At 72.8% G+C, this 12,141-nt stretch carries 7 protein-coding genes; 1 reads left to right on the plus strand and 6 read right to left on the minus strand.

Features of this window, described 5'->3' with window-relative positions:
• Positions 1-19 precede the first annotated feature (19 nt).
• Positions 20-1,462 carry an MFS transporter gene (locus ABZ801_RS05110; protein ID WP_360693061.1) on the plus strand — a complete coding sequence of 481 codons (1,443 nt, stop codon included), beginning with the start codon at positions 20-22 and terminating at the stop codon, positions 1,460-1,462.
• Positions 1,463-1,536: 74 nt separating this feature from the next.
• Here ABZ801_RS05110 and ABZ801_RS05115 read toward each other — a convergent pair whose 3' ends face one another.
• The 6 genes from ABZ801_RS05115 to ABZ801_RS05140 form a co-directional block, all read right to left on the minus strand.
• Entirely contained in the window at positions 1,537-4,689 is a 3,153-nt protein-coding gene (locus tag ABZ801_RS05115; RefSeq protein WP_360693064.1) for a family 78 glycoside hydrolase catalytic domain, read from the minus strand.
• Position 4,690: 1 nt separating this feature from the next.
• Positions 4,691-5,674 carry a LamG-like jellyroll fold domain-containing protein gene (locus ABZ801_RS05120; RefSeq protein ID WP_360693067.1) on the minus strand — a complete coding sequence of 328 codons (984 nt, stop codon included), beginning with the start codon at positions 5,672-5,674 and terminating at the stop codon, positions 4,691-4,693.
• Positions 5,664-6,842: a beta-L-arabinofuranosidase domain-containing protein gene (locus tag ABZ801_RS05125; RefSeq protein WP_360693070.1), complete on the minus strand. Its 1,179-nt coding sequence runs from the start codon at positions 6,840-6,842 to the stop codon at positions 5,664-5,666. Before ABZ801_RS05125 ends, ABZ801_RS05120 begins: the two co-directional genes overlap by 11 nt.
• Positions 6,839-8,887: a trehalase family glycosidase gene (locus ABZ801_RS05130; RefSeq protein WP_360693073.1), complete on the minus strand. Its 2,049-nt coding sequence runs from the start codon at positions 8,885-8,887 to the stop codon at positions 6,839-6,841. The genes ABZ801_RS05125 and ABZ801_RS05130 overlap by 4 nt, the downstream gene beginning before the upstream one ends.
• 101 nt (positions 8,888-8,988) lie before the next feature.
• Positions 8,989-11,979 carry a glycosyl hydrolase gene (locus ABZ801_RS05135; protein ID WP_360693076.1) on the minus strand — a complete coding sequence of 997 codons (2,991 nt, stop codon included), beginning with the start codon at positions 11,977-11,979 and terminating at the stop codon, positions 8,989-8,991.
• A 12-nt stretch (positions 11,980-11,991) separates the two neighbouring features.
• Positions 11,992-12,132 carry a hypothetical protein gene (locus ABZ801_RS05140; RefSeq protein WP_360693078.1) on the minus strand — a complete coding sequence of 47 codons (141 nt, stop codon included), beginning with the start codon at positions 12,130-12,132 and terminating at the stop codon, positions 11,992-11,994.
• Between the last annotated feature and the right edge of the window lie 9 nt (positions 12,133-12,141).

A 12,141-nucleotide genomic window follows, 5' to 3' on the forward strand; every position in this document is an offset into this window, starting at 1 on the left:
CGGCGTACCGTCCCTGACTATGGCGAACCAAAGTCAGGTCCGTGCGCGGGCGGTGCTCGCGGTGCTGTGCGTCGCCTCCTTCATGGCCGGTCTCGACCTGTTCATCGTCAACGTGGCCTTCGAGGACATCGGCCGCGACTTCGCCGGGGAGTCGCCGGCCGACCTGTCGTGGGTGCTCAACGGCTACACGATCGTCTTCGCCGCGCTGCTGGTCCCGCTGGGCAGGCTGGCCGACCGCTACGGCCGCAGGACGGTGCTCGTCGCCGGCCTCGTCGTGTTCACCGTCGCCTCCCAGGCGTGCGCGGCGGCGCCGTCGCTGTGGTGGCTGGTCGCGTTCCGCGTCGTGCAGGCCGCGGGCGCGGCGGCCCTGGTGCCGACCGGCCTCGGGCTGCTGCTGTCGGTGTTCCCGCCGGGACGCCGGGCCGGTCCGGTGCGGATCTGGTCGGCGTCCTCGGCGCTGGCCGCCGCGGCCGGCCCGGCGGTCGGCGGGGTGCTGGTGGACGCCTCGTGGCGCTGGGTGTTCGAGGTCAACGTGCCGATCGGGGTGCTGGCGACCGTGCTGACGCTGCGGCTGGTGCCGGACTCGCGGGACGGCGCCGCCGCCCGCGTCCCCGACCTGCCGGGCGCGGCCCTGCTGGCCGTCTCGATCAGTCTGCTGGCCCTCGGGCTGGTGGAGGTCGACGACTGGCCGGGCGGGCGGGTCGCGCTGGCGCTGGCGGCGTCCGCGCTGGTGCTGGCCGCGTTCTGGGCGCGCACGCGGCGCCATCCCGCGCCGGTGATCGAGCCGTCCCTGCTGGCCGTGCGCGCCTTCGCCTGGTCGAACGCGGCCGTGCTGCTGTTCAGCGTGGCGTTCGCCGCCAACCTGCTGATCGGGGTGCTGTGGATGCAGCAGGTCTGGGGCTACTCGGCGATCCGGACGGGCCTGGGCGTCGCGCCGGGGCCGCTGATGGTCCCGGTCTTCGCGCTGGTCGCCGGGCGGCTGATCGCCAGGCGGGTCCCGGCCGGCGTGGTGACGGCCGCCGGCTGCCTGCTGTGCGCGGCGGGGGTGGCGATGATCGCCGACGGTCTCGTCGCCGACCCCCGGTACCTGACGGCGCTGCTGCCCGGCTGGCTCGTCGGCGGGATCGGCGTGGGCCTGGCCCTGCCCACGATCCTGTCGACGGCGACCGAGGACCTGCCCGAGCACCGCTTCGCGACGGGCAGCGCGCTGGTGAACATGAGCCGGCAGATCGGCGCCGTGCTGGGCGTGAGCCTGGCGGTGGCGGTGCTCGGCACTCCCCGCGGGTACGCCGAGGCGCATGACGCGTTCGTGCGCGCCTGGCTGACGGCCGGCGTGTTCATGCTGGTGGCGGCGGTCGCCGCGCTGGGCATGACACCGCGTCGCCGGGAGCCGGCCGCGAGCGCGCCGGGAGCGGAGGCGGAACCGGAGGCGAAGCCGGTCGGCAGCGCCTCGCCGTCGTGACGGGACGCGCCGGGAGGGCAGGGGGTGGGCCCTCCCGGCGCGTCCCGTCCTCAGTTCCTCAGTTCGTCAGTCGCCTACGAGGCGGTGCCGTGGAAGGTCCACGTGCCCGATCCCACGGTGCGGGTCGGGCCGCCGGGGACGTGCACCTCCGCGGTGCTGTTCGGCGGGACGGTGACCGTGAGGGTGATCCGCCCGTCCTCCTTGGTCCAGGACGTGCGGGCCTCGCCGTACGGGGTCTGCCGGGTGGCGGAGGCGCCGGTCAGGTCGCCGACGACGGACGGCTTGACCAGCAGCTTGCGGAAGCCGACCGAGCCGGGCGCCTGGTCCAGCCCGGCCAGGCGGCTGGTGAACCAGGAGTCGATCGTGCCCAGCATGAAGTGGTTCTGCGACTGGCCGCTGCCGCCGTCCCACATCTCGCCGAGCGCGGTGTTGCCGTGGACGACCTGGTAGCCGTAGCTGGGGCTGTCCGTCCGCGTGGCGATCTTGTAGACGACGTCGTCACGGCCGTTCTCCGACAGCACCCGGAACGCGGCGGGCAGGGAGATCTCGCCCAGCAGCAGGTGCCAGCCCGCCTGCTCGATGCTCCCGACGAGCTGGTCGAGCATCCGCTGCCTGTGCTCGGCCGGGACGGCGCCCATGTCGAGGGCGAGGGCCGTGGCGCCCTGGCCGCCGCCGCCGAACTTCCCGGTGGACGCGTCGTACTGCCGCTCCCACAGCGCCCGCTGCGACTGCGCCGCCTTGGCGCGGTAGGCCGCGGCGTCCTCCGGCTTGCCGAGCGTGTCGGCGATCTTGGCGAGGGTGTCCAGGACGCGCCAGTACCCGTAGGTGGCCGACACCATCTTCGGGAACGTGCGGTCCGGGGTGATCCAGTCGCCGAGGGTGTAGTCGGTGACGCCGTCCTGGACGCGCGTCTCCAGGTGCGCCAGGTAGCGCTGCATCGCCGGGTAGTGGGCGCGCATCGTCTCGGTGTCGCCGTAGGCGCGGTACAGCTGCCACGGCACGACGACGAACGCGCCGCCCCAGTTGGCGTCGTCGCGGTACGAGCCCGCGAGGGTGACGTAGTCGGGCACGGTGGAGGGGATCAGCCCGGTGTCGGTCTGGCCGTCGGCCATGTCCCGCACCACCTTGCGCAGCAGGCTGTGCACGTCGTAGTTGGCGGCGAGGGTGTCGCCGACCAGGTGCGTCTGCTCCAGCCAGCCGAGCTTCTCGCGGCTCGGGCAGTCGGTGAAGACGCTCATCATGTTGCCCTCGATGGCGCGGCGGATCAGCCCGTGGATGCCGTTGATGAGGGCGTTCGAGGACGTGAACGACCCGGCCGAGGCGTTGTCGGTGTGCAGGACGTGGCCCCGCACGGAGATGGTGGCGTCCTCCGGCAGGCCGCGCACCTCCAGGTAGCGGAAGCCGTGGTAGCTGAAACGCGGGTGCCAGGTCTCCTCGGCCGCGCTTCCCGTCGTGTACTGGTCCCAGACGGGGGCGCCGACGTTGCTCTTGAGCTGGTAGACGCGGCCGTCCTTGAGCGATTCGGCCGGGAGGACGCGCACGCTGGTGCCCTTGGGGGCCCTGACGGTGATCTCGGGCCAGCCGGCGATGTTGCGTCCCACGTCGAACACCTTGTAGCCGTCGCCCTCGCCGACGAGCCTGCCCGGCAGGGTCTCGATGATCCGGACGGGTTCGGCGACGCGTCCGCTGAGCGCCCTGGTGGGCGAGTCGACGGTGACGGCTGGACGCCAGCCGGGACGGGCCGCGCCGGGACGGTCCCAGTTCGGCGTCCGGCGGCGGGCGTCGTAGTCCTCTCCCCCGTACCAGTTGGAGAAGGTGGTGGGGCCGAGGGTGGTCCGCCAGTCCGCGCCGCTGGTGACGCGGACCTCGCGGCCGTCGTCCAGGGTGACCTCAAGCTGCGCGGTGAGCTTGGGGTCGCTGGTGGTGCGGGCGAACTTGCGGTAGCGGTCGGCGGTGGAGATGACGTTGGCGGCGCCGTTGCCGAGTTCCACGCTGATCGCGTTGGCGCCCCGGCGCAGCATCTTCGTCACGTCGTAGGTGGCGTACTGGACGCGGTCCTCGAAGTCGGTGTTGGCCGGTTCCAGGACGGCGTCGCCGACCCGCCTGCCGTTCAGCCTGACCTCGTAGACGCCCAGGCCGCTGATGTAGAGGCGGGCGCTGCGCGCGTTGCGCGGCAGGGTGAAGTCCTTGGCGAACTGCGGCATCGCCACGGGCACGGGCGACTGCGGCGGCTTCTGCCCGGTGACCGCTGCCAGGCGCGTGTGCGGGCCGTCGGCGGCGTCGGACGCCGAGACGGTGAAGTCGACCGGCGCGTAGGGCACCTCGCCGGTGTCGGCGGGCCGGTCGGTGCGCGGGTACAGCAGGATCTGGTCGAAGGCGCGCGCCGACTTCAGGTCGACGGTGAGGGTGATCGGCTTCCCGGACACGTCGGCCGTGGTGTGGGCGGAGCTGGACCAGCCCGCGAACTCCTGGTTGCTGGTCTGGGTGCCGTCGGTGAGGTACCGGGGCAGCCACTGCCGGTTGACCTGCCCGCTGGTGTCGGACGAGGTGACGGTCGTCCCGGCGGCCAGGTTGGTGTCCGGGGCGGCCGAGTCGCGCACCTCGATCTCGGCGAGCTGCAGGCGCCACGTCTTGTCCGGCAGGTTCTCCACCAGGGGCAGGCCCAGCTTGGTGACGTCGACGCGGACGTGGCGGGCGGTCGTCCTGGGCAGCTTGACCGCGATGGGCGTGGGCCGCTTCTCCTTGAAGCGCCAGTCCGGGTGGGTGATCCAGGACGCCGACCAGTCGGCGGGCGCCAGGCCCGTCTCGAACCAGGACGGCGACGACCAGGCCGAGGCGCGTCCGCCGGTCCACACGCGCATCCGCCAGTGCACCCGGGTGCGGCCGGCGACCGTCTTGCCGGCGTAGTCGACGCGCTGGGCGGCGGAGCCCACCTTTCCGGTGTCCCACAGGTCGGGGCGGCCGCGGCGCAGCAGGTCGGGGCTGGTGGCGGCCTGGATCTGGTAGGCGGTCTGGGTGACGCCGCGGCCGGCGGCGCGCAGCCGCCAGGTGAGCGGCGGGGTGGCGTCGTCGATGCCGAGGGCGGTGGTCAGGTCGGCGGCGCGCAGCCCGGTGGCGCCGGCGGCCGTCACGGCGGAGTCGGCGAGCGAGGACGGGGCCGGCCCCCAGGTCACCAGGCTCAGCGCCACGGCGGCGGCGACGGGACGGGCCATGAGGGGAATGCGCACGTCAGGCTCCCTGGGTCTCGGAGTGCAGCGCGGCGACGGCCGCCGCGGTCAGGGCGTGGTCGTAGACGCGGAAGTCGCGCACCCGGCCCCGCAGGAACGGGTGGCGGGTGTCCTGCGACCGGCCGAGGAAGTTCTGGGACGTGGCGCCGAGCGCGAGGGGGCTCATGACCGGGCCGTCCTTGCGTCCGGTCTCGGCGCCGTCCAGGTACAGGACGGCCGCGTCGCGGTTCACGGTCACCGCGACGTGGACCCAGCGTCCGGCGGGAAGCGCGCCGGACGCGTCGACGTAGTCCTCGCCGTCCATGCCGTACGTCTTCATGGAGAAGCGGGCGCGGCCCGATCCGGTGCGCGAGTTGACGTAGAAGAACGTGCGCCGGTTGAAGCCGAGGTCGAAGACCCGGGCGTTGTTGGTGATCGCGTCGGCGTGCACCCACAGGGCGACGGTGAGTTCGGCCAGTCCCGTGATGAGGCCGCGGGGCAGGACGACGTGCCCGCCCGTGCCGTCGAGGACCGCCGCCGAGCCGTCGTCGGCCCAGGTGGCGCCCTGGGCGAGGGCGACGTCGGGCCGGCGTCCCGTGGCCTCCTCGGCCGTGCCGTCGAGCGGGTAGTGCGCCACCAGCCGCCGGCGGCCGCGCGGGGCCGGGGTGAGCCAGTAGACGTTGTAGCGCTGGTGGTGGATCTCGGAGAACGGGCTCAGCTTCACCTCGGCGCCGTCGGCGCGCACCGTGTATCGCAGCGGGTCGCCGTCGCGGCGGAGGGAACGCGGGTCGATGGCGGGGAAGGTGTTGAGCTCCGTGTCGCCATAGCCTCCCGCCAGCACGACGGGCCCGTGGGTGACGGCCTGGATGTAGGGGTTGTCGGGCGCCTTGCGCCAGACGGGCGTCATCGGCGTCGTCAGCTCGACCACGTCGCCCTTGCGCCAGCGCCGCTCGATGGTGGCGTACGTGCCGGGACGCGCGGTCACCGGCACGGCCCTACCGTTCACCCTGATCCTCGCCCGGCCGCCGCAGAGTCCACTCGTAGTAGTCCATGTACGGCGCTTTGGCGGGGTCGTGCAGGAACAGCGACCGCGTCAGCTTGAGCATGTTGTAGGAGTTGCAGTTCTCGCAGGTGACGTCGCTGAGGCGGCTCACCAGCTCGCCGGGCGGGCCGAAGAACTCCTCGTTGCTGTTCCCGCCGATGACGTAGGTGTGGTCGTTGACCACGGTGTCCCAGAAGAACGCGGCGATGGCGCGGTAGCGGGACTCGCCGGTCGCCTCGTACTCGCGCACCGCACCGACGATCTTGGGGATCTGGGTGTTGGCGTGGTAGCCGTTCAGCGTGTCGCGGCGGTCGGCGAGCGGGCCGAAGATCTCCTCGTGGTCGAAACGGCGGGCCGCGCGCAGGTGCTCGGGGTCACCGGTGACCAGGTACAGCTCGGCGAGCACGTCGTTCATCCCGCCGAACTCCACCCGCAGCAGCGCCTGCATGCGGTCGGTGCCGAGCTTGGCCGTGCGGGCGGCGACCCACGACGCCATGCCGGTCACCACGTCCAGGGCCTGCCGGTTGCCGCTCAGCCGGTACTGGTCGAGCAGCCCCGCCATGATCTTGTGGATGGTGTAGTACGGCGCCCACGGCTTCTCCCCCGCCTCCAGGCGGTCGAAGACCTGCTCCTCGAACGCCGACAGGTAGCCGCGCGAGTATCCCGCCGACGGCGCCGCCGCCTGGCACTTGGCCAGTTCGGCGACCAGGTGACGGGCCTTGGCGGCGTAGGCGTCGTCGCCGGTGCCGGCGTGCGCCTGCGCCAGCGCCGACAGCAGGTGGCCGGTGGAGTGGCCGCGCAGCTGGATGTCGGGCGCCTCCCAGCCGCCGCACGGTTCGGCCGACGACGGCAGGCCCACGTTCAGGCGGAACGTGTGCAGCAGCCGGTCGACGTCGATGAACTTCAGGTAGGCGCAGGTGCGCGCCATGTTGTCGCGGAACGGGCCGTCCAGCAGCGTGACCGCCGACAGGGGGAACGGCGACAGGACGGGCGCGCGGCGGGCGTGCCCCTTGGCGGCGGTGGTCTCGGCGGTGGTCTCCGCGGCGGCGGACGCGGGACGCGCGACGACCGCCGCGGTGGCGGTCGCGCCGGCCGTGCCCAGGAAGGCGCGGCGGCTCACCCCTGCGTTCACGCCCGCTCACCCCGGATCGTGTGGGTGCCGTGCAGGTTCTTGACGTAGACGTACTCGCCGTCGCTGTAGGCCTGGTTTCCTCTGGCCTTGTTGCCGTCCCAGACCAGGCGGCCGTCCAGATAGACCTTCATGCGGGTGCCGAACGTCGGCACGCCCGCGCGGCCCGCCGCTCCGGGGGGCGCGGTCAGGCGCGCGGTGTAGGTGCCGTTGGCGACCGTCCAGGACGCGTCCACCGCGCCGCGCGTGGTGGTCAGGCGGCCCTGGGCGAACCGCAGGTCGGCCGTGTGCGGGACGAAGTCGAACGACCGTCCCCCGGGTGAGGTGGGGCGCAGGCCCAGCACGTAGTTGGTGAGGGCGGGCGTGGGGCCGGTGGCCCAGGCGTGGGCGAGGCTGACGTAGGAGCTGCAGAAGACGCAGCCGTCCTCCAGGTTGCGGAACGACTCCCAGAAGGTGCTGCGCGTGCCCTGGGGGTGGTTGAGCATGTAGCCCCACTGGCGGCGGATGATGTCCACCCCGGCCTGGTCGGCGGCCCGTCCGCCGGCGGCGAAGTGGGCGTTGACCTCCATCGACCCGGAGAACACGCCGGGGTTGCCCTTGTTCTCGGGGGCGGTGCTGGTGATGGAGTTCCAGTTGCCGGTCAGGTCGGTGCTGATGCGGCGGGCCTTGGCGGTGTCGGCCATGCCGTACCAGACGGCCAGGGAGTTGCCGTCCTGGGGGTGGACCGTGGAGTCGGGGTACTGCTTGTAGGCCCCGGCGGTCTCGTCCCACAGGTGGGTGTTGATGGCGGTGCGCAGCGCCTCGGCCCGCTGGGTGTAGGACGCGGCCAGGGCCGTGTCCTTCTGCACCTGGGCGAGCTGCGACCCCGTGGTGAGCACCCGCCACAGCAGCACGTTGGCGGTCAGGTTCTCGCCCTTGGGCAGGATCCGCACCGAGTCGGACGTCCCGGTGATGGACACCAGGCCGCGCTGGCTGAGCTTGGCGCCGGTGTAGTCGACGGCCTTGCGGTAGGCGTCCCAGACGGTGGCCAGCCAGGCGCGGTCGCCGGTGTAGAGGTAGTAGTCCCACGTGGCCGCGAGCGTCCACAGGTGGTAGGTGTCCGAGCCGTACTTGTTCAGCTCCGGCCCGGCGTAGGGCAGCTCACCGGTGTCGCGCTGGTGCTGGTAGACGGTGGTGAGGGCGTTGCGGGCCGACTCGGTGTCGTTGAACGCCGCGTACGCCGCCGGCACCTCGATGCCCAGGTCGCCGGGCCACACCGTACGGTCGCGCTTGGCGCCGTCCACCAGGATCGTGTCGCCGACCCCGATGTCCCCGGTGTTGTCCCACAGCGCGGCAGGGGCCTCCCAGATGCGGCCGGTCTTGGGCGAGATGGTGTTGAGCTGGATGGTGTAGGCGCCCGCGTACCAGATCCTGTTGAGCAGGTCGTCGCTGGAGTAGAAGTAGTTGGCGTAGCCGGCGGGGTTCTTCATCTTGGGCGCGGCCGTGTAGTGCACGGACACGCCGTCCAGGTCGACGCTTCCGGCGGACTCCAGGAACACCGTCAGGTAGCGGAAGCCGCCGCGCAGGTACTTGGCGGGGGTCGTGTAGGTGGTCTCGCCGTTGACGTCGACGCTGAGGGCCCCGTCGCGGCTGCGCGGGCCGCCGGTCGAGGCGTCGCTGGTGACACCGACGTACTCCGACGACTCGGAGAACGCCAGCCCGACCCGTTGCGCCCCCCGGGAGGAGGCGAAGCTCACGGTGGTCAGGCCCGTGACGTCCTTGCCGAAGTCGAGGGTGACGTAGGAGCCCGCCCCGGTGAGCGTGGTGCGGCGCCCCGACAGCACGTTCTGCGCGTTGGCGACCGTGCCGTTGGTGGTGTGTACGGCGACCGGACGCAGGGTGCGGGACGTGGGCGACAGGTTGTAGGCGTCCCACGGCCGCGCCCCCTGCCCGTTCTGGGCGGCGGCTGTGGCGGGCGGGGCGGTGAGGGTGAGCGGCACCGTCACGGCGGCCACGGCGAGGGCGGCCGTGGTTCTGGCATGGCGTCGCCTGGCTACGCTGTGCAGCATGAATTCCTCGCAATCAGAGGGTTGAGGGGGGTTCACCGTGCGGGAGGGCGGGGGCATCGCCCTCCCGCACTTGATTTCAGGTGGTCAGCTGATCCCGGGGGTCAGCGGACCGGCGCCTCGCCGTACGGGACGAGCCGCACCGGCCCGATCAGCCCGTAGGCCTGCCGGGACGCCTTGCCGTAGACGTCCGGGTCGGACACCCGCAGCCGGTTGTTGAGCGTCGTCGCGACCTCCACCTCGATGGTGTTGGCGCCCTGCCGCAGGTGGGGGCCGACGTCCACGACGGGGTTCATCAGGTCGACCGGCGGCAGGACCCGCCCGTTGACGATCACGCGGCTGGTGTCGAAGACCTTGCCGAGCTCCAGGTAGGCCCCGGCGCAGGCGCCGTCGGACCACTTCCTGTCGAGCTGGACGGTGGTGCGGTACCGGCCGACGCCGGACACGTCCGCCAGCTCGGGGATGTCCGGCCACGCCTTGAGGCCGTCCAGGTCCACCTCCCGCCGGGTCACGGCGGTCTCGGTCGCCGTCCTGCCCGGGCGCCAGTCCTCCACCTGGAGTTTCCAGGAGGTGAGGGTGAGGGCCGCCGGCAGCTCCCCGACCGTGGTGGAGACGGTGCGGCCGGTGGACAGCGTGGTGGTGTAGGCGCCGGGCTCGGTGGAGCGGACGACGAGACGGCCGCCGTCGTAGCGCACCTCGCCCGCGTCGGTGCGCGTGGCGTGCGGAACGCCGGTGCCGGGGCGGCCCAGGGCGATGACGGTGGTCTCGCTGGGCTGCAGGGCGACCCGCACGGTCACCTTGTCGCCGTCCTCGGTGTAGACGGCGATCCGCTCGGCCTCGCCCGTCCAGGGGTCGAGACGGAACGGCACGGCGCGCCGGTCGGCGCGCGTGAGGGTGACCTGGTGGTCGATGGCGGCCACCGGGGGCTTGACCGTCTCGGCGTGCTTGCCGTTGCACAGGTAGTAGTAGTCGACGTCGCCGGCGACGCGGTGCCCGTTGAGCAGGGTGGAGCTCTGGGCGTACTTGACGTCCGGCTCGACGCCCAGCGCGGCCAGCGCGCCCGGCACCTCGGTGTCCGCGGCGACGACGCGGACCTTGGGCTGGGCGAACAGCTCCTTGAGGACGGCGCGCAGCCGCTCGTTCTCCCCCGCCTTCGGCACGCCCGGGACGGTCGCGGCCGACCAGTCCCCCAGGAACACGATCGGCAGCCCCGCCTTGGTGAGGCGCAGCAGCTTCTCGGCCGACCTCACCGGGATCGTGCGGTCGCCCGAGGAGAAGCGGTCGGCCTCCACGAAGACCGCCTTGTAGGCGGGGCCCTTGGGGGCGAGCCTGCCGCCCGACACCGTGGCGCTGGGCAGTTCCAGGGTGGCGGCGCTGATGAACTGGTGCGTCCACCCCAGCGGCACGCCCGTGCCGGTGAACCAGCCCGCGCCGATACCGGTCTTGCTGTAGCCCTTCTGCCGGAACACGGCGATGTCGATGCGGTTCGTCCCGGACTGCATCACGTGGTGGACGCGGCCCAGGTAGGCGGCGATGTCGGGGGCGTGCCGCCAGGTCGGCTGGCGCGGCCCCCACGACTCGGCGTACCCGATCCCCCCGTTGTAGGGGGTGAACCCGGCGAAGCCCGGCCACGCCACACCCGGAGCGGTCGCGTACGAGAAGCCGTGCAGGACCGTCTGGTTGAGCCCGGCCGCGTACGCCCCGCCCATGGTGCGCAGCAGCTTGTCCCAGGTGGTGTTGTAGGCGCCGCCCTGGTACGCCCCCGCCTCGCACGACAGGATCTTGCGGCCCGCCATGTCGCGGCCCCCGGCCAGGACGCGGTAGTCGTCCAGGTTCTTGAAGCCCAGCGACTCGCCCTCCGGCACGTCGATGATCGCCGCGGTCTCGATCGCGTCGGTCTGCAGCCCGTACGGCTGGGCGCGGAACTGCAGGCCGATCGAGTGCGCCCACTCGGTGAGCGCGGCGAAGTGGTGCTCGTTGAACAGGTCCGACACCGTGAGCCAGAAGTCGTGCCGGGCCTGCCGGGTGATCTCGGGCTCGTAGGAGTAGAGCGTCCGCTCCTTGCACTGCACGATCACCGGCAGGTACGGCCACAGCGGGTAGCCGCGGCGGCGGGCGAACTCCTCGGGCAGGTCCGGCGTCCAGTTCAGCGCCTGGGTCTCCAGCTCGATGGAGTCCTCGAACAGCGTGCCGCCCGCCTGCCTGATCAGCTTGCGGATCCGCTTGGTCAGCAGCGTCGACTCCCAGAAGTCGATGACCGCCTTGGTCCCCGCAGGGCTGAAGTGGTCGACCACCGCGCAGTCGGGCGCCGAGTGCGGGCCGGACTCGGGACGCTGCCCGCTGCCGCGCCGCCAGTACGACAGCAGCACCCACGACCCGTCGCCGGGGGCCGTCCACTCGATCCGCCCGTCCCGGACCGTGGCGGTGAGGTCCGTGAACGAGTCGCGGGCCAGGCCCGTCTCGATGCGCGTGGAGTTGGCGGTGTCGACGCGGGCGGCGTGCACGGCCACCAGATGCCGGACGTGCACGTCCTCCTCGGCTGCGGCGACGGGCTCGGGCACGGGGCCGCTGTAGGTCTGCCCGCCGGTCACGGTGGCGCTGCCGTGCGCCAGCTCCTGCACGGCGGCCGGGCTGTCGGGGGTGATCGTCGGGACGGCCGCGGGCCAGGCCGGGCCGATCGTCAGGTCGACGGTGATGCCGCGCCTGCGCGCCTGGTCGAGGGCGGCCTCGACGCCCGCGTTCCACGCCGGGGTGCCCCAGCCGTGGCCCTCGGGGTCCAGGACGGACTTGTCGCGGATGCTGTGGTGCACGGCGACGATCTCCGCGCCGCCGAACCCGGCGGCGGCGATCTGGTCGATCTCCCGCCGGATCTCCGCCGGGTCGACCAGCCCGTCCGGCCACCACCAGCGGAACCGCGGCCGGACCGCGGCGTCCGGCCGGGCGAACGCCGCGAACGACGGGGCGCCGGCGCCCGCCCGCGCGGTGCCCGCGCCGCCCAGCGGCGAGTTCAGCGCCACGGCCGCGCTCGCCCCCGTCACGGCCGTGTACTGGATGAAACGCCGGCGGCTGACGCCGGCGCCGTCGTGCTTGCTCAAACGAACTCCTGGTCATGCGGGGTGGGTGGAACTGAACGCGAAGGTCCCCGCGCCGGCCTCGTGGACGGCGTGGCCGTCCTCGTGGCGCAGGAACCGGGCACCGGCCTGCAGCACGTGCCTGCGCGTGGGCCGGCCGGGGGTGGTGTTCTCCATGCGGGTCCC

Origin of the sequence: Actinomadura sp. NPDC047616 (assembly GCF_040642915.1) — a bacterium.
GTDB lineage: Bacteria > Actinomycetota > Actinomycetes > Streptosporangiales > Streptosporangiaceae > Spirillospora > Spirillospora miaoliensis.

Excerpts from the sequence above, each read along its gene's own strand:
- ABZ801_RS05110 (WP_360693061.1), top strand. The coding sequence starts at position 20 with ATGGCGAACCAAAGTCAGGTCCGTGCGCGGGCGGTGCTCGCGGTGCTG.
- ABZ801_RS05140 (WP_360693078.1), bottom strand. The coding sequence starts at position 12,132 with ATGGAGAACACCACCCCCGGCCGGCCCACGCGCAGGCACGTGCTGCAG.
- ABZ801_RS05130 (WP_360693073.1), bottom strand. The coding sequence starts at position 8,887 with ATGCTGCACAGCGTAGCCAGGCGACGCCATGCCAGAACCACGGCCGCC.